Annotated in this window: 21 protein-coding genes; 10 read left to right on the top strand and 11 right to left on the bottom strand. The window is 72.4% G+C overall.

What is annotated here, in order from left to right; all coding sequences use genetic code 11:
* Positions 1-146 precede the first annotated feature (146 nt).
* The 6 genes from AB4Z14_RS05770 (at position 147) to AB4Z14_RS05745 (ending at position 6,581) form a co-directional block, all read left to right on the top strand.
* Complete coding sequence (locus tag AB4Z14_RS05770; RefSeq protein WP_442274371.1) at positions 147-1,871, top strand: nitrite/sulfite reductase; 1,725 nt, start codon at positions 147-149, stop codon at positions 1,869-1,871.
* On the top strand, positions 1,868-2,617 hold the full coding sequence (locus tag AB4Z14_RS05765) for a phosphoadenylyl-sulfate reductase (RefSeq protein WP_442274370.1): 750 nt from the start codon (positions 1,868-1,870) through the stop codon (positions 2,615-2,617). Before AB4Z14_RS05770 ends, AB4Z14_RS05765 begins: the two co-directional genes overlap by 4 nt.
* Positions 2,614-3,606, top strand: coding sequence for a sulfate adenylyltransferase subunit CysD (cysD, locus tag AB4Z14_RS05760; RefSeq protein ID WP_442274369.1), 993 nt, complete (start codon positions 2,614-2,616; stop codon positions 3,604-3,606). Before AB4Z14_RS05765 ends, cysD begins: the two co-directional genes overlap by 4 nt.
* Positions 3,606-4,982, top strand: coding sequence for a sulfate adenylyltransferase subunit 1 (locus tag AB4Z14_RS05755; protein ID WP_442274368.1), 1,377 nt, complete (start codon positions 3,606-3,608; stop codon positions 4,980-4,982). Before cysD ends, AB4Z14_RS05755 begins: the two co-directional genes overlap by 1 nt.
* Positions 4,970-6,193, top strand: coding sequence for a uroporphyrinogen-III C-methyltransferase (gene cobA / locus AB4Z14_RS05750; protein ID WP_442274367.1), 1,224 nt, complete (start codon positions 4,970-4,972; stop codon positions 6,191-6,193). Before AB4Z14_RS05755 ends, cobA begins: the two co-directional genes overlap by 13 nt.
* Positions 6,194-6,407: 214 nt before the next feature.
* Complete coding sequence (locus tag AB4Z14_RS05745; RefSeq protein WP_156415697.1) at positions 6,408-6,581, top strand: hypothetical protein; 174 nt, start codon at positions 6,408-6,410, stop codon at positions 6,579-6,581.
* A gap of 26 nt (positions 6,582-6,607) precedes the next feature.
* On the opposite strand, the gene AB4Z14_RS05740 is transcribed toward AB4Z14_RS05745, so the two are convergent.
* Entirely contained in the window at positions 6,608-7,162 is a 555-nt protein-coding gene (locus AB4Z14_RS05740; RefSeq protein ID WP_442274366.1) for a hypothetical protein, read from the bottom strand.
* Positions 7,163-7,260: 98 nt separating this feature from the next.
* Between AB4Z14_RS05740 and AB4Z14_RS05735 the strand changes: the two genes are divergently transcribed.
* Entirely contained in the window at positions 7,261-10,293 is a 3,033-nt protein-coding gene (locus tag AB4Z14_RS05735; protein ID WP_442274365.1) for an alpha-mannosidase, read from the top strand.
* A gap of 29 nt (positions 10,294-10,322) precedes the next feature.
* Here the strand turns inward: AB4Z14_RS05735 and AB4Z14_RS05730 are convergent, their stop codons facing one another.
* From AB4Z14_RS05730 to AB4Z14_RS05720, 3 genes are all read right to left on the bottom strand, one after another.
* Positions 10,323-11,276 (bottom strand): phosphotransferase enzyme family protein, encoded by a 954-nt coding sequence (locus AB4Z14_RS05730; RefSeq protein ID WP_442274364.1) that lies wholly within the window; start codon positions 11,274-11,276, stop codon positions 10,323-10,325.
* Positions 11,277-11,306: 30 nt separating this feature from the next.
* Positions 11,307-11,906 carry a hypothetical protein gene (locus AB4Z14_RS05725; RefSeq protein ID WP_442274363.1) on the bottom strand — a complete coding sequence of 200 codons (600 nt, stop codon included), beginning with the start codon at positions 11,904-11,906 and terminating at the stop codon, positions 11,307-11,309.
* Positions 11,907-12,029: 123 nt separating this feature from the next.
* Complete coding sequence (locus AB4Z14_RS05720; RefSeq protein WP_442274362.1) at positions 12,030-12,422, bottom strand: YciI family protein; 393 nt, start codon at positions 12,420-12,422, stop codon at positions 12,030-12,032.
* A gap of 167 nt (positions 12,423-12,589) precedes the next feature.
* Between AB4Z14_RS05720 and AB4Z14_RS05715 the strand changes: the two genes are divergently transcribed.
* Positions 12,590-13,123 carry an AAA family ATPase gene (locus tag AB4Z14_RS05715; RefSeq protein ID WP_442274361.1) on the top strand — a complete coding sequence of 178 codons (534 nt, stop codon included), beginning with the start codon at positions 12,590-12,592 and terminating at the stop codon, positions 13,121-13,123.
* A gap of 72 nt (positions 13,124-13,195) precedes the next feature.
* Here the strand turns inward: AB4Z14_RS05715 and AB4Z14_RS05710 are convergent, their stop codons facing one another.
* Positions 13,196-14,479 carry an MFS transporter gene (locus tag AB4Z14_RS05710; protein ID WP_442274360.1) on the bottom strand — a complete coding sequence of 428 codons (1,284 nt, stop codon included), beginning with the start codon at positions 14,477-14,479 and terminating at the stop codon, positions 13,196-13,198.
* A 40-nt stretch (positions 14,480-14,519) separates the two neighbouring features.
* Entirely contained in the window at positions 14,520-15,719 is a 1,200-nt protein-coding gene (gene argE / locus AB4Z14_RS05705; RefSeq protein WP_442274359.1) for an acetylornithine deacetylase, read from the bottom strand.
* 123 nt (positions 15,720-15,842) lie between these two features.
* Between argE and AB4Z14_RS05700 the strand changes: the two genes are divergently transcribed.
* On the top strand, positions 15,843-16,925 hold the full coding sequence (locus tag AB4Z14_RS05700) for an Lrp/AsnC family transcriptional regulator (RefSeq protein WP_442274358.1): 1,083 nt from the start codon (positions 15,843-15,845) through the stop codon (positions 16,923-16,925).
* Positions 16,926-17,146: 221 nt separating this feature from the next.
* Here the strand turns inward: AB4Z14_RS05700 and AB4Z14_RS05695 are convergent, their stop codons facing one another.
* Complete coding sequence (locus AB4Z14_RS05695) at positions 17,147-18,169, bottom strand: AAA family ATPase (RefSeq protein WP_442274357.1); 1,023 nt, start codon at positions 18,167-18,169, stop codon at positions 17,147-17,149.
* A gap of 215 nt (positions 18,170-18,384) precedes the next feature.
* On the opposite strand from AB4Z14_RS05695, the gene AB4Z14_RS05690 reads away from it, so the two are divergent.
* Positions 18,385-18,864, top strand: coding sequence for a group II truncated hemoglobin (locus AB4Z14_RS05690; RefSeq protein WP_442274356.1), 480 nt, complete (start codon positions 18,385-18,387; stop codon positions 18,862-18,864).
* 120 nt (positions 18,865-18,984) lie between these two features.
* Here AB4Z14_RS05690 and AB4Z14_RS05685 read toward each other — a convergent pair whose 3' ends face one another.
* The 4 genes from AB4Z14_RS05685 to AB4Z14_RS05670 form a co-directional block, all read right to left on the bottom strand.
* Positions 18,985-19,815, bottom strand: coding sequence for an anti-sigma factor (locus tag AB4Z14_RS05685; RefSeq protein WP_442274355.1), 831 nt, complete (start codon positions 19,813-19,815; stop codon positions 18,985-18,987).
* Positions 19,812-20,423 carry an ECF RNA polymerase sigma factor SigK gene (sigK, locus tag AB4Z14_RS05680; RefSeq protein ID WP_442274354.1) on the bottom strand — a complete coding sequence of 204 codons (612 nt, stop codon included), beginning with the start codon at positions 20,421-20,423 and terminating at the stop codon, positions 19,812-19,814. The genes AB4Z14_RS05685 and sigK overlap by 4 nt, the downstream gene beginning before the upstream one ends.
* Positions 20,424-20,469: 46 nt before the next feature.
* Positions 20,470-21,135 (bottom strand): fasciclin domain-containing protein, encoded by a 666-nt coding sequence (locus AB4Z14_RS05675; RefSeq protein WP_442274353.1) that lies wholly within the window; start codon positions 21,133-21,135, stop codon positions 20,470-20,472.
* Positions 21,136-21,246: 111 nt separating this feature from the next.
* Positions 21,247-22,815, bottom strand: coding sequence for a molybdopterin-dependent oxidoreductase (locus AB4Z14_RS05670; protein ID WP_442274352.1), 1,569 nt, complete (start codon positions 22,813-22,815; stop codon positions 21,247-21,249).
* Positions 22,816-22,824 lie beyond the last annotated feature (9 nt).

Below are 22,824 nucleotides of genomic sequence, written 5' to 3'. Positions count from 1 at the left end.
GAAAGGCCACGAACCGGGACCCGGTTCGTGGCCTTTCGACCGTTGACGGGTCGCGAGGTGCCCGGCATTCCCACCGGTTCGGTGGGAAAGGGCCGCACTCTGGACCCGTTTGGGCGACGATAATCGATGGTTATACATTCGATTACATGACCGTCACCGACTCCGCGACCGGCACGGCCCCGGTGCGCCCCGGCACCCGCCCGCCCCGCGCCGGCCGCTCCAACGGGCAGTGGAAGGTCGACGGCGCCGAGCCGCTCAACGCCAACGAGACCTGGAAGCAGGAGGACGGCGGGCTCAACGTCCGCGAGCGGATCGAGCAGATCTACTCGCGCGAGGGCTTCGCCTCGATCCCGCCCCAGGACCTCTCGGGGCGCTTCCGCTGGTGGGGTCTCTACACGCAGCGCCGCCCCGGCATCGACGGCGGCCGCACCGCTCAGCTCGACGACACCGAGCTGTCCGACGAGTACTTCATGCTCCGCGTCCGCCTCGACGGCGGCGCGATCAGCCTCGCCCAGCTGCGCGTCCTCGCGGAGATCAGCCACGAGTTCGCCCGCGGCACCGCCGACATCAGCGACCGGCAGAACATCCAGTACCACTGGATCCGCGTCGAGGACGTCCCCGAGATCTGGCGTCGCCTCGAGGCGGTCGGTCTCCAGACGACCGAGGCGTGCGGCGACACCCCCCGCGTCATCCTCGGCAGCCCGCTCGCCGGGGTGGCGCAGGACGAGATCATCGACCCGACGCCCGTCATCGACGAGATCCTCGACCGCTACATCGGCGACCCCGAGCTCGCCAACCTGCCGCGCAAGTTCAAGTCGGCCATCACCGGCCACCCGAGCCTCGACGTCGTGCACGAGATCAACGACATCTCCCTCGTCGGGGCCATCCACCCCGAGCTCGGCGCCGGCTACGACCTCTGGGTCGGCGGTGGCCTCTCGACGAGCCCCCGCCTCGCCGAGCGAGTCGGGGTCTTCGTGCGGCCCGAGGAGGCCGCCGAGGTCTGGCACGGCGTCATCCGGATCTTCCGTGACTACGGCTACCGCCGGCTGCGCAACAAGGCCCGCCTCAAGTTCCTCCTCGCCGAGTGGGGCCCCGAGAAGTTCCGCCAGGTGCTCCAGGACGAGTACCTCGGTCGCGAGCTCCCCGACGGCCCGCCGCCGGCGCCCGCCAGCGGCCCCGGCGACCACGTCGGGGTGCACCTGCAGAAGGACGGCAAGCGCTACATCGGCGCGGCGCCGACCGTCGGGCGCATCAGCGGCGACGTGCTCACCGGGCTCGCCGACCTCATGGAGCACGTCGGCTCCGACCGGCTGCGCCTGACCCCGCACCAGAAGCTCGTTGTCCTCGACGTCCCGGGCCGCCTCGTCCGGGGCGCCGTCACCCGCCTGGACAAGCTCGGCCTCAGCACCGCGCCGAGCCCCTTCCGGCGGCACACGATGGCGTGCACCGGCATCGAGTTCTGCAAGCTCGCCATCGTCGAGACCAAGGCGACGGCGGCGACGACGATCGCCGCGCTCGAGCAGCGTCTCGCCGACGTCACCGAGCAGCTCGACACCCCGATCAGCCTCAACGTCAACGGCTGCCCGAACTCGTGCGCCCGCATCCAGGTCGCCGACATCGGTCTCAAGGGCCAGCTCGTGACGATCGACGGTGAGCAGGTGCCCGGCTTTCAGGTGCACCTCGGCGGCGGCCTCGCCTCCGTCGACCGCGACGAGGCCGGCCTCGGACGCACCGTCCGCGGCCTCAAGGTGACGGCCGACGACCTGCCCGACTACGTCGAGCGCGTCGTGCGGACCTTCCTCGACCAGCGCGAGTCCGGCGAGAGCTTCTCGTCGTGGACCCGCCGAGCAGACGAAGGAGCACTCCTGTGACCGCAGTTCCCCTCGCGACGCCCAAGGTCCCGCGCAGGCGGCGCAGCGACGCCGAGCTCAAGGCGATCGTCGACGACTTCAGCGCCACGCTCGGCGCCGACCCCGAGCGCGAGCCGACCGCCGACGAGGTGGCGGCGTGGGCGGCGTTCCACTTCGACGGCACCCTCGCGGTGGCCTGCTCGATGGCCGATGCCGTGCTGCCCCACGTCGTCTCGCGTTTCGCGCCGGGCGTCGACGTCCTCTTCCTCGAGACCGGCTACCACTTCTCCGACACGATCGTCACCCGCGACATCGTCGCCGAGGACCTGCCGATCACGCTCGTCAACGTCATGCCCGAGCTGACCGTCGCCGAGCAGGACGAGAAGTACGGCGCCCGCCTCTACGAGCGCGACCCGGCACTGTGCTGCCAGATGCGCAAGGTCGAGCCGCTCGCGCGGACCCTGCCGCTCTACGAGGCCTGGGTCACCGGCGTCCGCCGCGAGGAGGGCCCGACCCGGGCCGACACCCCCCTCGTGACGTGGGACGCCAAGAACGGCCTCGTCAAGATCAACCCGCTCGCGGCATGGACCTTCGACGAGCTCCTCGCGTATGCCGGTGAGCACCAGGTCGAGGTCAACTCCCTCCTCTCCGACGGCTACCCGTCGATCGGCTGCGAGCCGTGCACCCGCCGGGTCGAGCCCGGCGAGGACCCCCGCGCCGGCCGCTGGGCCGGCTTCTCCAAGACCGAGTGCGGACTCCACACATGACGACGACCAGCACCCCCGCCACCCGCGTGACCGCTGACGAGCGCGCCACGGGCGACACGGCATTCGCAAGCGTCCCCGCGGGGGACTCCGACGACCGCCGCCTCACCCACCTCGACGCCCTTGAGGCCGAGGCGATCCTCGTCATCCGCGAGATGGCCGGCGAGCTCGAGCGTCCGGCGCTGCTCTTCAGCGGCGGCAAGGATTCCGTCGTCATGCTCCACCTCGCGACGAAGGCCTTCTGGCCCGCGCCGATCCCCTTCCCGGTGCTGCACGTCGACACGGGCCACAACTTCCCCGAGGTCCTCGCCTACCGCGACGAGACCGTCGAGCGCCTCGGCCTGCGGCTCGTCGTCGCGAGCGTGCAGGACTACATCGACGACGGCCGGCTGCGTGAGCGCGCCGACGGCACCCGCAACCCGCTCCAGACGTTGCCGCTGCTCGACGCCATCAACGACCACCGTTTCGACGGTGTCTTCGGTGGTGGGCGACGCGACGAGGAGAAGGCGCGCGCCAAGGAGCGCATCGTCAGCCTCCGCGACGAGTTCGGCCAGTGGGACCCGAAGAACCAGCGGCCCGAGCTGTGGAACCTCTTCAACCCCAGGCACCGACCGGGCGAGCACGTGCGCGTCTTCCCGATCAGCAACTGGACCGAGGTCGACATCTGGCGCTACATCGACCGCGAGGACATCCCGCTCGCGCCGCTCTACTACGCCCACGAGCGCGAGGTCTTCCAGCGCGACGGCATGTGGCTCGCCGTCGGTCCGGTGAGCCGGCCGCGAGACGACGAGCCCGTCGAGACGCGCCTCGTGCGCTACCGCACCGTCGGCGACATGTCGTGCACCGGGGCCGTCGAGTCCCCGGCGCGCACGAACGCCGAGATCGTCGTCGAGGTGGCCGCCTCGACCCTGACCGAGCGCGGCGCCACGCGCGCTGACGACCGGATCTCCGAGGCCGCCATGGAGGACCGCAAGAAGGAGGGTTACTTCTAGTGACCGCCCCCACCCAGACGACCCCCGTCCTCGACCCGGCCGCCGTTGCCGGTGCCGCCCGCGGCACCCTGCTCCGGCTCGCCACGGCCGGCTCGGTCGACGACGGCAAGTCGACCCTCGTCGGCCGCCTGCTCCACGACACGAAGTCGGTGCTCTCCGACCAGCTCGCCGCCGTCGAGCGGGTCAGCCGCGACCGTGGCCTCACCGCCGCCGACCTCGCGCTGCTCACCGACGGCCTCCGCGCCGAGCGCGAGCAGGGCATCACCATCGACGTCGCCTACCGCTACTTCGCGACGGCCAACCGCTCGTTCGTCCTCGCCGACTGCCCCGGCCACGTGCAGTACACGCGCAACACCGTCACCGGCAGCTCGACGGCCGACGTCGTGGTGCTCCTCGTCGACGCGCGCAAGGGCGTCCTCGAGCAGACCCGCCGCCACCTCGCGGTCACAGCGCTGCTCCGGGTGCCGCACGTCGTCGTCGCCGTCAACAAGATCGACCTCGTCGACTTCTCGCAGGAGGTCTACGACCGCGTCGAGTCCGAGGTGCAGGCCGTGGCCCGCGAGCTCGGGGTCGTCGACGCCATCGCCATCCCGGTCAGCGCCCTCGACGGCGACAACGTCGCCGAGCGCTCACCACGCACCCCCTGGTACGCCGGCCCGAGCCTGCTCGAGCTGCTCGAGGCGCTCCCGCCGTCGGACGACCCGGGGGGCGAGTCCTTCCGGCTGCCGGTCCAGCTCGTCATCCGGCCCCAGGGTGCGGCCCGTGACGAGGCGCACCGCGACTACCGGGGGTATGCCGGCCAGGTGGCCTCGGGCGTCGTGCGGGTCGGTGACGAGGTGGTGGCCCTCCCGTCCGGCCGCCGCACGACCGTCGCCGGCATCGACCTCGGTGACCGTGAGCTCCAGGAGGCCTTCGCGCCGCAGTCGGTGACGCTCCGGCTCACCGACGAGATCGACATCTCGCGCGGCGACGTCATCGCCGCGGCCGCCGACGCCCCGGAGCCGACGCAGGACATCAAGGCCGTCGTCTGCTGGCTCGGCGACGCGCCGCTGCGTCCGGCCCAGCGCCTGCTGCTCAAGCACGGCTCGCGCACGGTGCAGACGGCCGTCCGATCGCTCGACGGCGCCCTCGACCTCGACGGACTCCACACCGTCCCCGCAGAATCCCTGTCGCTCAACGACATCGGCCTCGTGACGCTCCGGCTGGCGGCGCCGGTCCCCGTCGAGAACTACTCGACCTCGCGCCGCGGCGGGTCGTTCCTGCTCATCGACGCGCACGACGGACGCACCGTCGCCGCCGGCATGGTGGGCGCGACGCTGCCCACGGCCGCCGACGCCCCGACGCAGCCCGAGGGTGACGAGGAATGGGAGATCTGAAACCGGCCCTGCCGGTCGTCCTCGACCTGACCGGTCGGCTCGTCGTCGCCGTCGGTGGCGGGCCCGTGTCCGCGCGCCGGGTCCGGGCCTTCCTCGACGAGGGCGCGGTCGTACGGGTCGTCGCCCCCTGGCTGTGCGAGGACCTGCACGACCTGGCCGACGCCGGCAGCGTCGAGTGGCTCGAGCGCGACTACGCCGGACCGGCCGACCTCGCCGGCGCGTGGTTCGCCCACACGGCGACGGGCGAGCCGTCCGTCGACCGCGAGGTCGCCGCCGACGCCGAGGCGCTGCGCGTCTGGTGCGTCGACGCCACGGACGCCGTCGGCACGACCGCGAGCGTCGCTGCCCGCGCCGACGTGACGACCCCCGACGGTCGGGTCACCGTGGCTGCGTATGCCGCCGGCGACCCCGGTCTCGCCGTGACGGTCCGCGACGGGGTGGAGCGGGCGCTCGTCTCGGGCACCCTCGACCTGCGCCGCACCCGCACGCACGGCCGTCGCGGCTGGGTGGCGCTCGTCGGCGGCGGCCCGGGCGTCGACGGCCTCCTGACCGCACGCGGCCACGAGCTGCTCGCCTCGGCCGACGTCGTCGTCGTCGACCGTCTCGCGCCCCGCGCCGTCGTCGACCGGCTGCCGGCCTCTGTACGCGTCATCGACGTCGGCAAGACCCCCGGCAACCACCCGGTGCCGCAGTCGCGCATCAACGACATCCTCGTCGAGGAGGCCCAGCGCGGCCTCGGCGTCGTGCGTCTCAAGGGCGGTGACCCCTACGTCCTCGGACGCGGCGGCGAGGAGCGCGACGCCTGCGAGGCACACGGCATTCGGGTCGAGGTGGTGCCCGGCGTGACGAGCGCTGTCAGCGTGCCCGCGGCGGCCGGCATACCGGTGACCCACCGCGGCGTCGCGCGCGGCTTCACCGTCGTCACGGGCCACGAGGACATCCCGGTGCTCCCGACGGGCGGCGACCACACGCTCGTCCTGCTCATGGGTGTCACCCAGCTCGCCCGCACGACCGAGCTGCTCGCCCGGCACGGCCGGTCGGCCGACTGCCCCGTCGCGGTCGTCGAGCGCGGCTTCGGGCCCGACCAGCGCACCACGGTCGGCACGGTCGGCACCATCGCCGAGCTCGCCCGCGAGCGTGGCGTGCGGTCCCCCGCAGTCGTCGTCGTGGGCGACGTCGTGCGCCTCGGCCCCGACTGGCAGCAGCGCTGACCCGTCCCAGCAGCGCCGCTCCCGCTCACCGACCCCGCAGCGCTCCGGCGCTGCTGAGCCGTACCCCGGCCTCTGAGCCGTCCGCCGGCTGCTGGGCACGCCCCGGCCCCGAGCCGCACCCCGCCGCCGAGCGGGCTTGGACGCGCGCCCGCTCTCGGCTATCGTGGTCGTGAACGCATACCCCCATGGGTATATATCGACCAAGGAGATCGACATGTGCCGAGCGGCCACCTGCAAGACCTGCGGCAAGACGACGTGGGCCGGCTGCGGCCAGCACGTCGACCAGGTCATGCGCAACGTACCCGCGGGCCAGCGCTGCCCGGGCCACGCGGAGTCCGAGAAGGCGTCGGGTCCCGGCTTCCTCAGCCGCATCCTCGGTCGCGGCTGACGCACGCCTCGGCAGGCGCGACCCGCTCAGCCGAGCGCGGCCGCCTGCGCCTCGACGATCGCCGCGAGCTGCGGCCAGCGGACCGCCTCGGGCCGCCCGCCGAGCGCCGCCACGACGACCGTGCTGCCGACGACGCACCACACCGTGAGCGTGCGCGAGTGCTCACCGTCGAGGACGAACGCCTGCTCGGCCGCCTCCACGTGCGTCGTGCCGGCGACCTCGGGCGCCGCGATCGCCCGCAGCTCGCCGACGTCGGAGAGGCCCTTGCTCTGCGGCATCGTCCTCGGGAGCGCGCGCAGCTCGGTGAGGGCCGCACGGGCGTCCTCCGGTGACGCGAAGGGGATGACCTGGATGAAGAGGTCGGCCCGGCCGACCTCCTGGTAGCCGCGCACGCTCGTGACCGAGCGGATCGCGCGTGCCCGGGTGATGGCCTCGCTCGTGCTGCCGCTCGCCCCGGTGCGATAGGTCCGTCCACCGCGTGCGACCCACGGGCCGCCGGGCACGTCGCCCGCCGACAGGCAGGCGTTGCGCGAGCCGATCGACCTGACCTGCGCGAGCATGAGGCGTCCGATGTTCGTCACGCGGTCACGATATGCCGGGGGTCGCCACTCGTGCGGGCATCCGTCGGGGTCGTGTCGACGGACCGACCCCCGTGGACCCGCACTCCCGAGAGGCAGCCATGCACGACGACATCCCCCTGACCGTGGGGCGCGTGACGCGCGTCCTCACGGAGCGCATCCTCCCGGCCGTCCATGCCGAGTCCGTGCCGCTCACGGCCCAGTGGCACGAGCTGCCCGGCGAGCCGGTGTCGCCGGCCGAGGGCCTCGCCCTCGACTACACGCCGTATGCCGTCGGGACCCCGTGGGGCGCCGCCTGGGGCACGACGTGGTTCCGGCTCACCGGGGAGGTGCCGGCGCACTGGGCCGGACGCCGCGTCGAGGTCGTCGCCGACCTCGGCTTCGACCGCGACATGACGGGCTTCCAGTGCGAGGGACTCGTCTACCGCGCCGACGGCACGCCGGTGAAGTCGCTCAACCCGCGCAACCAGTGGGTCCTCGTCGCCGAGGAGGCGGAGGCGGGGCGGGCCGTCGAGCTCTACGTCGAGGCCGCCTCGAACCCGATCCTCGTCGCGGGCAACCCCTTCGTGCCGACTCGCGAGGGCGACATCGTCACGAGCTCGTCGACGCGCCTCTACACGACGGGTCGCCTCGACCTCGCGGTCTTCGAGCGCGACGTCTTCGAGCTCGCGCTCGACGTCCAGGTGCTCCTTGAGCTGCAGGCCGAGCTGCCGCCCGGACCGCGGCGCATGCAGGTGCTCCAGGCCCTCGACGAGGCCATGGACCGTCTCGACCTCCAGCACGTGGCGTCGACCGCCGGGGACGCGCGCGCCGCCCTCGTCGACGTGCTCGCCCGCCCCGCCGAGGCGAGCGCGCACGAGATCTCCGCCGTCGGCCACGCCCACATCGACAGCGCCTGGCTGTGGCCCTTGCGCGAGACGATCCGCAAGGTCGCCCGGACGACCGCGTCGATGACGACGCTCATCGACGAGACCGACGACTTCGTCTACGGCATGTCGAGCGCCCAGCAGTACGCGTGGATCAAGGAGCACCGACCCGAGGTCTGGGATCGGGTCAAGGCAGCCGTCGACGCTGGCCGCTTCGTGCCGCTCGGCGGCATGTGGGTCGAGAGCGACACGGTCATGCCGTCCGGCGAGTCGCTGGTGCGCCAGTTCCTCCACGGCCAGCGCTTCTTCGAGACCGAGCTCGGCATCCGGTGCCGCGGCGTCTGGCTGCCCGACAGCTTCGGCTACTCGCCCGCCCTGCCACAGCTGATGCGCCGGGCCGGCTTCGAGTGGTTCTTCACCCAGAAGATCTCGTGGAACCAGGTCAACACCTTCCCGCACCACACCTTCCTCTGGGAGGGCATCGACGGCTCCCGCGTCCTCAGCCACTTCCCGCCGATGGACACCTACAACGCGCAGCTGTCCGGCGCGGAGGTCGCCCTGGCCTCGCGCCAGTTCCGCGAGAGCCGCGTCGCCACCGGCTCGATCGCGCCCGTCGGCTGGGGCGACGGCGGAGGCGGCACGACCCGCGAGATGACGGGCAAGGCAAGCCGCCTCGCCGACCTCGAGGGCAGCCCGAGGGTGCGCTGGGAGCACCCCGACGCCTTCTTCGACCGCACCCGTGAGCAGCTGCCGCAGGCGCCCGTCTGGGTCGGGGAGCTCTACCTCGAGCTGCACCGGGCGACGCTGACGTCGCAGCACCGCACGAAGCAGGGCAACCGCCGCACCGAGCACCTGCTCGTCGAGGCGGAGCTGTGGGCGGCCACGGCCGCCGTGCGGACGGGGACGGCATACCCCCACGACGAGCTCGACGCGCTGTGGCAGCAGGTGCTGCTCCAGCAGTTCCACGACATCCTGCCCGGGACGTCGATCGCGTGGGTGCACCGCGAGGCGGTCGAGCAGTACGCCCGTGTCACCGAGGCGGCCGAGGCGATCATCGCGCGCTCCCTCGCGGCGCTCGTCGGTGAGGGCGACACGGCCCTCGAGGCCAACGCCGCGCCCTTCGAGCGTGCCGGGGTGCCGGCCGGCGGCGCCGTCGAGCGGGAGTCGCGGACCGACGAGCCGGGGGCGTATGCCGTGTCGCTGAGCGAGCGCGACGGCGGCTGGGTGCTCGACAACGGCGTCGTCGCGGTGACCGTGTCGGCCGAGGGACTCGTCACCTCGGCCGTCGACCTCGCGACGGCACGCGACGCCATCGCACCGGGGCGCGAGGGCAACCTCCTCCAGCTGCACGAGGACGTCCCGAACCGCTGGGACGCGTGGGACGTCGACCGCTACTACCGCAACCGGGTCACCGACCTGCGCGACGTGAGCGTGCTGTCGGCGGCGGTCGATGACGAGGGCGTGGCGCGGGTCGTCGTCGAGCGTCACATCTCAGCGGACTCGACCGTGCGACAGGAGCTCTCGCTCGCACCGGGAGCCCGGCTGCTCGAGATCTCGCAGGAGACCGACTGGCATGAGACGGAGACGTTCCTCAAGGTCGCCTTCCGGCTCGACGTGCGCGCCGAGCACGTCGCCGCCGAGACGCAGTTCGGCTTCCACCGCCGGGTCACGCACACGAACACGAGCTGGGAGGCGGCGAAGTTCGAGACGTCCATGCACCGCTTCGTGCTCGCCGAGGAGCGCGGCTTCGGGGTCGCGCTCGTCAACGACTCGACCTACGGCCACGACGTGACCCGCGACGTCGTCGGTGACGACGTCGTCACGACGGTGCGGCTGTCGCTGCTGCGCGCCCCGCGCTTCCCCGACCCCGAGACCGACCAGGGCGTGCAGACCCACCGCTACGGGCTCGTCATCGGCGCCGACGCCGAGGTCGCCACGCGCGAGGGCGCGCTCATGGGGACGCCACCCCGGCGGCTGACAGGCGCTCGCCGTGTCGCTCCGCTCGTCACCGCTACGGGTGAGGGCATCGTCGTGTCGAGCGTCAAGGAGGCCGCCGACCGCTCCGGCGACCTCGTCGTCCGGGTCTACGAGTCGCTCGGGGGCCGCGCCCGGGGCACGCTGCGGCTCGACCTCCCGGTGGCCGCGGTGACGACCGTGTCCCTGCTGGAGGAGCCGCTCGACGACGGCGAGGTGGTGGTCGTCGACGGCGAGGTGCCCGTCGTGCTGAGCGCGTTCGAGGTGCGGACCTTCAGGGTCGCTCGCGCCTGAGCCCAGCCGCGCAGCGGTGCTCTCCGACGTCAGGTGACGGCGGCGAGCACCCGGTCGATGCGCGGCAGCGTCACCGGGTCGTCGGGGATCTCGAGGAACCAGGCGGCGAGGCGCTCGCGTTCCGGCTCGCTGCTCGCACCGACCCAGCGCGAGCAGGCGAGCTGGCCGATGTGGGCCTGCTCGGCGACGAGCATGGTGAAGTGGCCGCGGCGGGTGACCCGCCCCGGTCCTCCGGCCGCGCGGTATGCCGTGTGCAGCCGCCGGGCGCGGGCCGGGTCGTCGTCGCCGAACTCGAAGAGAACCATGGCGAGCTCCTGGCTCGGGTCGGCCGGGCCGAGGTTCTCGAAGTCGATGACGCAGACCTCACCGCCGGACGTGGCGAGCACGTTGTCGGCCCAGAGGTCGCGGTGGCAGACGATGGGCGACTCGTGCGGCTCGACGACCGACTCGACGGCGACGAGCTCGTCGACGAGCGCGCCGAGCTGCCCGGCGAACGGTGCACCCTCCTCGAGGACCCGCTGGTGCAGGTCGCGCCACCGCTGCTCGCCGAAGCCCGTCGCGAACCAGTTGTCGACGGCCTCGTCCGACGGCTCGCCCGCCCGGTGCAGCCCCGCGAGCGTGCGCCCGACCGCGACCGGGTCGAGCCGACGGGTCCGCGGCTGCAGGTCGACCCACTCGAAGACCCGGACGGCCGTCTCGCCGTCCGCGGTGGCGACGGTCGTGGCCACGTCCCCGGTGGTCGTGCGCAGGATCCGCGGCGTGACGACACCCTGCTCTCGGGCGGCCGCGACGAGGTCGGCGTCCCTCGAGGCCTCGCCGAGGTCGGGCGTGGCGAACCACTCCTTGACGGCGTGACTGCCGTGACCGGTGTCGAGCCGCCACACCTGGCCGAGCTGGCCGCGCGCGACCGGGCCGGTCAGGCTCGCGGTCCCGTCGAGACCGTAGGCGTCGGCGACCTCTCGGGCCGCTGAGGGGGTGAGCATCGGATCCCGTTCGCGCTCAGGCGATCCCGGTCACGGCAGGAGGCGCCAGACGGCGACGCCCACCGTGACGACGGCGAGTGCGAGGGAGGCCCAGCCGAGGGGTGATCGGCCGGACCGCCCGCGACCGAGGAGGAGCAGCAGCGCCGCGAGGACCGACAGGACGGCTGCGACGACCGTCTCCTCGGCGCCGAGGTCGATGGTCCGGATGAGGATCGTGTCGGTGACGCCGTGACGGGTCAGGAAGCCGAGGATGCGGATGACAACGAAGAGCCACCAGCCGACCGTGATCCAGAAGAGCGCCACACCGATCTGCCCGAGCAGCGGGTCGACGGTCTCGTCGGTGACCCGGCTGGGAGCAGAGGTGGCCGGCCAAACCGGCTGTCCGGCATACGGATTCGGCGGCACGGGGGGAGCAGGCGGCTGTGGGGAGGGCCACGACGGATCGGCCGTCGGCAGCTCACGCGTCGGCTCGAAGACGGGGATGGCCTGCGTCGGCGCCGCAGCCGCAGGTGTCGTGGGTCCGGCCGCGCCGGCGCCCGGACCGCGCGGCACGTTGGGCACGGGGACGGTGAACTGCTCGTCCGGGCCCGTCGGCCCGGTGGACCCGCCTGACACGGGGGTGTCGCTCATGGCGACAACGTACCTCGCGACCCGGCGCCCCGGCGGGATCGTCAGCGCCCGGAAAGCACGGAGGACTGCCCGACCGTCAGTGCGGGAAGGACGTCCACGTGTCGTCCGTGGTCCGCCCGTCGGTCAGGCGTCGACGGGCGGAGGCCCGGCGAGCGGACGCACCTCGATGGGGAGGTCCGTCGGCACCCCACCCGGCCCGGGCGACGACGACGCCTTCGCCGCGATGGCATACGCCCGTTCCTCGCTGTCGCACTCGACGACCCAGAAGCCGATGAGGAACTCCCGACCGTCGGGGAACGGCCCGTCGCTGACGGCGGGCGCCCCGTCGGCGTGGCGCACGATCCGTGCCTGGTCGGGCCACGCGAGCCCGGCGTTGAAGACCATCTCGCCGTTCTCCTCGAGCTCCCGGTCGAACGACCGCTGGAACTCGATCATGTTCGCGATGTCTGTCTGGCTCCACTCCAGCACCTCGCGACCGTCGTCGTGCCCCACGTGCATCATCAGCATGAACCTCATCGCGGCCTCCTTCGACGCTGCCGGTGCTCCGATGTCGACACTAGCCATGGGTCGCTGCTCGCGGAGGGAGAGACGTCGTCGGCGTCGTCGGCGACTGACCGGACAGGGCCGACCCCCGGCGAGGCGTCGACGATGATGGGACGAAACGCTCGCACGGAAGGTGATCGATGAGCCCCCCGACCCTGTTCCTGACCGTGGGACTGCCCGGCACCGGCAAGACCACCGCCGCCCGGCGCCTCGAGGTCGAGCAGCGGGCCCTCCGACTGACGAAGGACGAGTGGGTCAAGGCGCTCTACGGGCAGGACAACCCGCCGTCGGCCCAGGACGTCATCGAGGGCCGGCTCATCGAGGTCGGCCTGCGCGCCCTCGAGCTCGGCACCAACGTCGTCATCGACTACGGACTGTGGGCCCGGGACGAGCGCTCCGCCCTGCGGCAGGCTGCAGCCGACCGGGCTGCGGGGGTGGAGATCCACTACTTCGAGCTGACCCGGGCCGAGCAGCGTCGTCGTCTGGAGCTGCGCCTGGCCGAGGCGTCGCACACGACGTGGCACATGTCCGACGAGGAGCTCGACGCGTGGGCCTCGAGCATCGAGGTCCCGACGTCCGGTGAGCTCGACGGCAGCGAACCCGTCGACGACCCTCCGGCGGGGTTCGCCTCCTGGGCGGACTGGCGCGCCCGTCGCTGGCCGGCCTCCGTCTGAGACACGCCAGAGCGGGGGCGTATGCCGTCCGCGACGTCGCGCGAGCACGCCGACGCCGCGGACGGCGGGCGCTCAGGCGGCGCCGTAGCGTCGGCGGGCCACCGTCAGGCCGACGAGCGAGATCACGGCGACCACCATGTAGTAGACGCTCGGGGCGTTGAGCGAGCCGGTGAGGCCGATGAGCCAGGTCAGCACGAGCGGGGCGATGCCGCCCATGACCGTGACGCCGACGTTGTAGGCGACGGAGACGCCGGTGGCCCGCACGTCGCTCGGGAAGAGCGTGGTCAGCAGGGCCGGCAGAGGGCCGAAGTAGAAGGCCATGATGACGCCGAGGAGCCCGATCGACACGACGAGGACCGGGACGGTCGGCGAGGCGATGACGATCGCGAAGAGCGGCCACGCGAGCACGAGCGCGCCCACGGCTGCCCACACCATGACCCGGGCCGGTCCGACGCGGTCGGCCAGCCGGCCCACGAGCGGCACCCCGACCATCGTCACGACGCCCGCGACCACGCCGCCGAGGTAGGCGGCGCTCGCGGGGACGCCGAGGTTCTTCACGGCATACGTCGGCATGAAGAGGATGAGGTAGACCGAGATGGTGGCGACGCCGACGCAGGCCGAGCCGGTGACCACCCGTCCCAGGTGCTCGGTGAAGGTCGCGCGGATCGGCGCCTCGTTCGGGGTGTTCTCGGTGAACTCCTTGGGCTCCGTGAGGTGCGCACGGATGTAGAGGCCGACGGGCCCGATGAGGCACCCGATGACGAACGGGATGCGCCAGCCCCAGGAGTAGAGGTCCTCCTTGGACAGCTGGGTGAAGAGCACGTAGCCGAACGCCGACGCGAGGAACATCGAGATGCCCTGGCTCGCCACCTGCCAGGAGGCGTAGTAGGCCTTGCGGTGGGGTGCGGTCTCGACGAGGAACGTCGTCGCCGAGCCGAACTCGCCGCCCGCCGAGAAGCCCTGGACGAGCCGTGAGACGAGGATGATGACCCCGGCCCAGGCGCCGACCATGGCGTGGGTGGGCGCTGCGGCCATGAGGACGGTGCCGACCATCATGAGCAGGAGGGTCAGGGTCAGCGCCTTCTTGCGTCCGTGCCGGTCGCCGTAGCCCCCGATGAGCATCCCACCGAGCGGCCGGACGAGGTAGGAGATGGCGAACGTCGCGAACGTCAGGATCAGGCCCAGGGTCTGGTCGCCCTCGGGGAAGAAGTTCTCGGCGATGACGATGGCGAACGAGGCGTAGACGATGATGTCGAACCACTCGAGCGCGGCGCCGATGGAGCTGCTCAGCACCGCCTTGCGGGCTTCGGCCAGGCGTTCGGGAGTCACGTCTGTCGGTGTGGCGGTCAGGGTCATGGTGCTCCTTCGGGACGGCGTGGGAGGTCGGGCGCGCAGGTCAGGCGCTGAGGTGGTTCAGGAGGTTGGCGAGGAACGCGTCGCAGCGCTCGATCTGGTCGATCGCGACGAACTCGTCGGGCGCGTGGGCCTGCGCGATGTCGCCGGGTCCGCAGACGACGGTCGGGATGCCGGCCCCCTGGAAGAGTCCGGCCTCGGTGCCGTAGGCCACCTTCTCGGTGGAGGCCTCGCCGCCGAGCCGGGTCACGAGGTCGATGACCTCCTCGTCGTCCGGGGTGTCGAGGCCGGGGGCCTGGGCGCCGATCGACACCTCGACGCGGGCGTCGGGGTGCTCGCGCCGCATCTCGGCCTCGATGCGACGCGCCTCGGCCCGGAACGTCTCGACGGTCGCGTCGACGTCCACGGCGCCGACGGCGCGGAACTCGAAGGTGAGTGCGCACTCGGCCGGGACGGTGTTGACGGCGATCCCGCCCTCGATCTGGTTCACGGTCGCCGTCGTGAACGGCACGTCGTAGTGCTCGTCGAACGGGCCGTCGGTGCGGAAGCCGTCGGCGACGCCACGGACGAAGCGGACGAGCTGGGCGGCATACTCGATCGCGTTGACGCCGAAGGGCGTCCGCGAGGAGTGGGCCGCGACGCCGTGGAAGGTCACCTGCAGCATCGTCAGCGACTTGTGGCCGCGGATCACCCGCATGCTCGTCGGCTCTCCGACGATGCAGGCGCGGGGGCTCAGCCCGCGCTCGACGATCGCGCCGACGAGCGAGACGGCGCCGACGCAGCCGACCTCCTCGTCGTAGGACAGGGCCAGGTGCACCGGCTCACGGAGCGGCGTCGTGCTCAGGGCCGGAACGGTGGCGAGGACGGAACCGATGAAGGCCTTCATGTCGCAGGAGCCGCGGCCGTAGAGACGGCCGTCGCGGATCTCGGGGACGAACGGCTCACTGGCCCAGTCCTGCCCGTCGACCGGCACGACGTCGGTGTGGCCCGACAGGGCCACGCCCCCGGTGGTCGTGCCGTCCGCCGCCGGGATGGTGGCGAGCAGGTTGGCCTTGGTCCCGTCGTCGTTCGTGATGAGGATGGGCTCGACGCCGTGCTCCCGCAGGTGCGCGGCGACGAGGCCGATGAGCGGCAGGTTGCTGTCGCGGCTCGTCGTGTCGATCTCCATGAGCCGCGTGGTCCAGTCGAGACCGGACGGCTGGGTCGGTCGCGTCATCTCGCGGGTCGCGCCTTCGGGCGGCATGCGTCGCTCCTGTGTCGGTCGTGCGTGCTGAGGACGGTGTGGCGTCGGGAAGCCTTGAGCGGGCCGCACCAGTGACCGAGAATGGCAGCCATGCCACGAAGAGCCCCGAATGCGCAGGATCTCGTGACGAGTGCTGAGATTCCGCAGGATTCCGCCGCACGCGCCGACGAGCTGGACCTGGCGATCGTCAATTGCCTCCAGCTGCAGCCTCGCGCGTCGTGGACGCTCGTCGGCGAGGCGCTCGACGTCGACCCGGTGACGGTGGCCCGGCGCTGGCAGCGACTCTCGTCGGCGGGCATCGCCTGGGTGTCCGGGCGGGCGACCGGGCAGGGGCGCCCCGAGTCGTGCCTCGCCGTCGTCGAGCTGAGCTGCAGCGCTGCCCAGACACTGGCCATTGCGCGGCAGGTCACCGAGCTGCCCCACGTGCTCAGCGTCGAGCACACGAGCGGTCCCCGGTCGCTGACGATCCTCGTCGAGGTGCGCGACCTCGCGTTCCTCTCCCGCTTCCTCCTCGAGTCGGTCGGCACGATCCCCGGCGTCGTCGCGACGAGCAGCCACGCGGTGACGAAGGTCTACTCGATGGGCGACCACTGGCAGTTGCACGTGCTCGACGCCTCGCAGCGCGCCGTCATGATGCGGGCGCCGCAGCCGCGTCTCGACGGCCTGACGTCCGAGCAGACAGACCTCGCCCGCGGCTACGACGCCGTCGAGCGGCAGCTGATCCTGCTGCTCGGCGAGGACGGCCGGATGCCGGTGGCCGCCATGGCCGCACGCGCCGGCCTCAGCGAGAGCACGGTCCGGCGCCGGCTCGCCGATCTTGTCGGCAACGGTCGTGTCGTCCTCCGCTGCGACATGGCGCTGCCCGACTCGGGCTGGCCCGTCATCAGCTGGCTCTGGGCCTACGCCGACGCCGGCGACATCGAGGCCGTGGCGACGACGCTCCGGCGCCTGCCGGGGATCCGGGTGTGCTGGCGCATCTCCGGCGGGCGCCCCAACCTCATGATCGCCCTGACGACCCACTCGCTGACCGAGCTGTCGCACGTCGAGGCGCGGCTCGCCGCGGAGGTGCCGCAGATGACGATCCACGACCGGTCCATGGTGCTCCGGTCGATCAAGAGGATGGGCCGCGAGCTCGACCTCGACGGCCGCAGCGTCCGCTCGGTGCCGCTCGACATCTGGGCCGACGCGGCCGGCCGGCCGCACTGACGCTCGTCGACCGATGGCGTATGCCGTCCGCGACCTCGGGTGGGCGAGTCGCCACAGGTGGCCGTCGCGAACCGCCGCGGCTTGCCCGGACCGAGGGCGGCCGCATCGGGCACCGACTCGACGACGACGTGCTGGCTCGAGACGTGGCCGAGCCCCGTGCGTGCCTGCTCCCCTGACGTGGGCACGCACGCGATTCTGCCAGCCGGGTCGCGACCGGTCCGTCAGCCCACCGGGTCGGCGAGGTCCCAGCCCTCGGCGACGACCTCGTCGACGGCGGCGGTGGCCGCGGCCAGTCGCTCGTCGCGCGTGCCCCGCACCTCGACCCACGGCACGCGGCGGCCCGCGAGCTCCTCGCGGAACCGACCCTGCATCCACGCGCCCCCGTGCTCGCCGTCGCGCATCCCGTCCGGGACGAAGGGGATCTCGTCGCCGGTCAGGAGGTAGAGGGCCGGAGTCGGGCGGGCGTCGGCGAGGGCCCGCACCCTGGGCGACGGGGCGCCGACGTGGCGCTCGTGCAGGAGCGTCGTCGCGAAGGCGTCGCTGTCGCAGACGAGCAGTGGTCGCGGTGCGGCGGCGGCCGCCGCGTCCTCGAGGGCGGCCTGCTCGCGGGCCACGAGCTCGAACTCGGCGGCGTGCCACGGCCCGGTCAGCCCGCCGGCTCGCCGCTCGCTCCACTCACGCCAGAACTCGGGGACGACCGTCGTGCCGTAGTGCGCGCCCAAGGCGTCGGCCAGCGTCGTCGCGCCCGTCGATCCGGCGCCCACGACGACGATGCGCTTGGCGAACCACGCCCGGACCGGCGACGGCAGCGCCCACCAGGAGCCCGCGACGTCCGCGCGCACGGCGGTGCCCGAGATCGGGGTCGAGGCCCGCCCCGGGTCGACCTGCACCCACGTCGCGCCGAGCCGGCGGGCCATCTCCGCGCCGTACGCGTCGCTCGTGAAGACCGCGTCCACGGGAGCGTCGAGGTGCGACTCGATGACGTCCATGTGCAGGTCCCAGACCTCCGGCGAGTCGAAGTCGACGTCGTGGTCGTCCGGGGCCGCGACGACGCGCGCCGTCGGGTGCTCGGCCTGCACCCAGCCCACGCGGACGTCGACGGGGATCGACTCGACGGTGTGCGCCATGACCTCGACGGTGACGCGGTCGCACGAGCTCGTCGCCGCCCGCACGAGCGCCTGGTGGCCGGCGTGGAAGGGGTAGAACTTCCCGATGACGAGCCCGTGCCCGTGACGCCCGGTCATCGTCCGCGCACGACGAGGGCCACGCATACGGCACCCGTGGGGAAGCCCGCCACCTCGATCCGGTCCATGGCAGGAGAACGTACCGGGACGACCAGCCCGAAGTCGCCGACGGAGCCGGCTGCTCACGTCGACCGACGTCCCGACATCGCGGCAACCGACGGCTCACGATCATCAATCCGGGTGCGGCAGGCCGCCGGGTGGGGTGCACTGGCGTCATGGGTGGAGTCCACGAACCGGAGCTTCCGACGCTGTACGAGTGGGCGGGCGGTCTCGCGCCGCTGCGCCGGATGATCGACTGCTTCTACGACCGGGTCGAGCTCGACGAGACCCTGTCGGGTTTCTTCCCGGGCGGGGTGTCGGAGGATCATCGAGCGCACGTCGCGGACTGGTGGGCCGAGGTGCTCGGCGGTCCTGCGACCTACACGGAGCGGCACGGGGGGTACGAGTCGATGCTCCGCCACCACCTCGGACTGGCCATCACGCCAGCGCAACGGCACCGGTTCGCAGCCACGATGAGTCTGGCGGCCGACGACGCCGAGCTGCCCGCCGACCCGGAGTTCCGGGCCGCGATCATCGGCTACCTCAAGTGGGGCACCCGGCTCGCCATGGAGAACTCCCAGCCCGGCGCCGAACCGGTCGAACGCGCTCCCACTCCACAGTGGGGCTGGGGCGTCGCGCCGCCGTACCAGGGGTGACCGATCCGGGAGCGGTAGGCGCGAATCCCGCCGGACTGCGGACGTCGGGCGGTCACGAGCTCCAGCTGGGGAAGCCGGGAGCGAGCTCGTGACCGCCTGACGTGCGAGCGACCGGTCGTCTCAGGCGAAGGCGATGAAGGCCACGGGGTCGGAGGTCGGCTGGTCGGAGCCGCCCTCGGGCTCGACCGTGATGCCGGCGCCCTTCGAGTGGCTGGCGTCGCCGCTCAGCACGACTACCTGGTCGCCGCCGCCGGGCATGAGGCCCGCCGAGGTCATGTGACCCGTCGCGTCCTGGAGCCACAGCTGGAAGACCTTGCCCGAGGGGGGCTGCGACATGCCGGAGGTGACGATGACGGCCTTCTGGAGCGCGTTGGAGCGGACGACCGTGGCCGTCGCGCCGCCGGCGAGCCGCTGCCCGTAGCGCGTGGCGTCGGGGGCCGCGAGCACCTGGTCGGCGATGGCCCGGGACGGGTCCTTGTCGATCTGCTTCCAGACCGTGAAACCGCCGATGGCGAGCACGGCCACCGTGGCGGCAGCGACGACGACCCGCCAGCCGCGGGCCAGCCCACGGGCGGAGCGGGACCGGCGACGCTCGGTGAGGTCGTCGGCGTGCTCGGCCTGGGTGGCGGGGGCTGCGGTGGCGGCCGGAGCCTGCGCCGGCTCCGGGGGCGTCGGCGACGTGGCGTCCTCGTCGGCGGAGTCGTGCTGCGGTGCCGTGAGGGGCGGCAGTGGGCGGACGGTCGCGATCTCGGCGAGCACCTTGGCCCGGAGCGAGGCCGGCGGAGCGGCCTCGGTCAGCACCGACAGCTCCGACGCCGCGGCGACGAGGCTCTCGACCTCGGCCTGGCAGGCGGTGCAGCCGGCGAGGTGGCGCTCGAAGCGCGCTCGCTCGACGTCGTCGAGGGCGTCCACGGCGTAGGCACCCGAGAGTGCGTGGATGTCTTCGCTCACAGTGTCACCCCCAACGTGTCTCGTAGTCTGATCAGTCCATCACGGATGCGTGTCTTGGCGGTCCCGAGTGGCAGGTCGAGCATGGTGGCCACCTCCGTATGGGTGTATCCCGAGAGGTAGGCCAGCTCGAGGGCCTGCCGCTGGACCGGTGTGAGCGTCTCCAACGCCCGATGAACCCGCTCCGCATCGAGCCGTTCGACGACGGCCTCCGCTGTGGAGTCGTGGGTGACGTCCTGGTTGCTGGCGCCGTATCCCTCGTCGCGGTGGCGGGCTGCCTCCGCCGACCGGACCCGGTCGACGGCCTTGCGGTGAGCGATGGTGAGCATCCACGAGAGAGCGCCACCCTTGCTCGGGTCGAACCGTGCGCTGTGCCGCCAGATCTCGAGGAAGACCTCCTGGGTGACTTCCTCGGACTGGGCCGGGTCGCGCACGACCCGGCGGACGAGACCGAAGAGCCGGGAGGAGACGGCGTCGTAGAGCTCTGCGAAGGCCGTCTCGTCTCCCGTCGCTGCTCGGCGGAGCAGCTGCTCCAGGGTGACTGGGCGGGCGGGTCCCTCCGGCGACTCATCGCCGGAGGGAACCACCGAGAACCGTGACATGGGGTCCATTGTGTCGCCCGTCGTCGTGGTCTGCGTCAGCCTGGTCAGGTGACGATCAGGGCATCAGGACGCCGTCGATGATGTACACCGTGGCGTTGGCGGTCGGGACGTTGCCGCAGATGACCTTGGCGTCGGCCTTGCCGACGGTGAAGTTCTCGCCAGAGCCCTTGACCGTGATCGTGGTGCCGGCGAGCGTCTTGTGGTCGCCCGCGAGCTGGTCCGGCGAGAGCTTGCCGGCCACGACGTGGTTCGTGAGGATCTTGGTGAGGGTCGGCTTGTCGGCGAGGACCTTCTTGAGGTCCGCGGCCGGGATCTTGGCGAACGCGTCGTTGACGGGCGCGAAGACGGTGATCTCGGGAGCCGAGTTGAGGGTGTCGACGAGGCCGGCGGTCTTGACGGCGGTGACGAGCGTCGACAGGAGCGGGTTGGCGCTCGCGGCGGTCGCGACCGGCGCGGTGGCCATGCCGTTGAACGAGCCGGCGCCGTCCTTCGGCACCGCGGCGCAGCCCTCACCGAAGACGGCCGCAGCGGCGTCCATCGACTCGGACGAGGTCATCGTGTCGGACGGCGTGCTCGTCATGGCGTCCGAGGACGTCGCGGCGGGCGTGCTGCCACCAGCGGCGGCGGCGGTGTTGTCGCTGGAGCTGCCGCAGGCCGCGAGGCTCAGGGGCAGGGCGATGGCGAGGGCGACGAGGCCGGTACGGGTCTTCATGCTCTTCATGTCAGTCACTCCTTGTGGCTGTGTGGTGCACGGTCATCTGGGATTCGGTGCCGCTGTGGCTCCGGATTGCTTGTCGGAGAGGTTTTCTCGCGGGTTCTTGGCCGTATGCGTTCACGCGACGGTCACCACCACCTCCTGGATGCCGCTCGACCCGCTGGGGAACGGGGTGGCGCGTTCGGTGATCTGCGCCTGCCCCTCGAGGTCGGTCGCGCGCACCGCGATGCGGTGCAGTCCGGGCTTGGCGTCCCACGGGAGGTACCACTGGCGCCAGTAGTCGATGCCGACGTCGGGGCCGAGCTTGGTCTTCTGCCACTGGCCGTCGTCGATCCTGACCTCGACCGTGCCGACGCCGCGGTGCTGGGCCCAGGCGACGCCGGCGATGGCGGTCGTGCCGGCCTTGATCGTCGACAGGGGTGCGGGCGTGTCGATGCGCGCGCTCGTCTTGATCGGGGCGTCGGTCGCCCACTGCCGCTTCGTCCAGTAGGACTGGTCGGCGGCATACGTCGTCAGGGTGAGCTTGGTCAGCCACTTCGTCGCGCCGACGAAGCCGTAGAGGCCGGGCGTGATGAGGCGCGCGGGGAAGCCGTGGGTGTCGCTGAGCTGGGCGCCGTTCATGCCGATGGCGATCATCGCGTCGCGTCCGTCGCGGACGACGGCCAGCGGGGTGCTGATGGTGAAGCCGTCGACGGCGGTGCTCAGCACCTGGTCGGGGCTGCCGGTGATGCCGGCTCGGTCGAGGACGTCGGTCAGCTTGACGCCGAGCCAGCGGGCGGAGCCGATGTAGCCGCCGCCGACCTCGTTGGAGACGCACGTCATGGTGATGTCGCGCTCGATGAGCGGCATGGCGGCGAGCTCGGCGAAGGTCATCGTGAAGGGCTTCTCGACCATGCCGTCGACCTCGAGCGTCCACGTGTCGACGTCGACCTGGGGCACGACGAGGTTGGTGTCGACGCGGTAGAACGTGTCGGTCGGGGTGCGCAGCGGCGAGATGCCGGAGACGGTCGTCTCGAGCCCCTTCGGCAGCGCCTTCGCCTGGTCGGCGGCGGCCGGCAGGACGACCTTCTTGACCGACTGGGCGCCGGCGCGCAGCTGGCCGCCGGCGGCGGCGAGCGCGGCGAGGGCCGTGACGCCGAGTGCGCCGAAGACGAAGCCTCGGCGTCCGGCCTTCGAGCCGGCCGTCGAGCTGTCGGGCCCGGTGGCGTTCGTCATGACCGAGCCACGCGGGCCCGTGGTCTCCCGGACGACGTCGCCGGAGGCGGTCCGGGCGAGGCGGACGAGCCAGACGAGCGTGGCGACACCGGCCGTCATCGCTGCGACGGCGGGCAGCGCGTCGAGCGGGCGGGTCGCGGGCCGCAGCAGCGCGGCGGCGCCGGCGAGGCCGGTGAGCAGCACGATGAAGCCGACGGCGAGGGGCATGCGGCGGCGGGCGAGCAGGCCGGCCACGGCGGCGAGGACGAGCGTCACGACGAGCACCGACCCCTGGAGGATCAGCTTGTCGTTCGTGCCGAAGGTCGCGATCGCCCACTCCTTGACGGGCGTGGGGGTCAGGTCGATCACGGTCGACCCGATGGCGAGCACCGGCGACGATGCGGGAGCGAGGAAGCCCGCGACGAGGTGGCCGGCAGCGATCCCGGCGACCGCGGCGAGGATCCCGCTGAGGGCAAATCGTAGGCGCGTCATGACTCGTGG

Origin of the sequence: Terrabacter sp. 2TAF16, from assembly GCF_052115065.1 — a bacterium.
Taxonomy (GTDB): domain Bacteria; phylum Actinomycetota; class Actinomycetes; order Actinomycetales; family Dermatophilaceae; genus Terrabacter.
The sequence above is the reverse complement of the archived record's forward strand: the minus strand, read 5'-3'. Positions and strand labels throughout refer to the sequence as shown.

Bases quoted from the DNA above. Each gene is read 5' to 3' on its own strand.
- AB4Z14_RS05670 (WP_442274352.1), bottom strand. From the start codon at position 22,815: ATGACGCGCCTACGATTTGCCCTCAGCGGGATCCTCGCCGCGGTCGCC.
- argE (WP_442274359.1), bottom strand. From the start codon at position 15,719: ATGCCGCCCGAAGGCGCGACCCGCGAGATGACGCGACCGACCCAGCCG.
- AB4Z14_RS05725 (WP_442274363.1), bottom strand. From the start codon at position 11,906: ATGAGCGACACCCCCGTGTCAGGCGGGTCCACCGGGCCGACGGGCCCG.
- AB4Z14_RS05720 (WP_442274362.1), bottom strand. From the start codon at position 12,422: ATGAGGTTCATGCTGATGATGCACGTGGGGCACGACGACGGTCGCGAG.
- AB4Z14_RS05675 (WP_442274353.1), bottom strand. From the start codon at position 21,135: ATGAAGAGCATGAAGACCCGTACCGGCCTCGTCGCCCTCGCCATCGCC.
- AB4Z14_RS05710 (WP_442274360.1), bottom strand. From the start codon at position 14,479: ATGACCCTGACCGCCACACCGACAGACGTGACTCCCGAACGCCTGGCC.
- AB4Z14_RS05735 (WP_442274365.1), top strand. From the start codon at position 7,261: ATGCACGACGACATCCCCCTGACCGTGGGGCGCGTGACGCGCGTCCTC.
- AB4Z14_RS05715 (WP_442274361.1), top strand. From the start codon at position 12,590: ATGAGCCCCCCGACCCTGTTCCTGACCGTGGGACTGCCCGGCACCGGC.
- AB4Z14_RS05730 (WP_442274364.1), bottom strand. From the start codon at position 11,276: ATGCTCACCCCCTCAGCGGCCCGAGAGGTCGCCGACGCCTACGGTCTC.
- AB4Z14_RS05745 (WP_156415697.1), top strand. From the start codon at position 6,408: ATGTGCCGAGCGGCCACCTGCAAGACCTGCGGCAAGACGACGTGGGCC.
- AB4Z14_RS05770 (WP_442274371.1), top strand. From the start codon at position 147: ATGACCGTCACCGACTCCGCGACCGGCACGGCCCCGGTGCGCCCCGGC.
- AB4Z14_RS05695 (WP_442274357.1), bottom strand. From the start codon at position 18,169: ATGACCGGGCGTCACGGGCACGGGCTCGTCATCGGGAAGTTCTACCCC.
- cobA (WP_442274367.1), top strand. From the start codon at position 4,970: ATGGGAGATCTGAAACCGGCCCTGCCGGTCGTCCTCGACCTGACCGGT.
- cysD (WP_442274369.1), top strand. From the start codon at position 2,614: ATGACGACGACCAGCACCCCCGCCACCCGCGTGACCGCTGACGAGCGC.
- AB4Z14_RS05690 (WP_442274356.1), top strand. From the start codon at position 18,385: ATGGGTGGAGTCCACGAACCGGAGCTTCCGACGCTGTACGAGTGGGCG.
- sigK (WP_442274354.1), bottom strand. From the start codon at position 20,423: ATGGACCCCATGTCACGGTTCTCGGTGGTTCCCTCCGGCGATGAGTCG.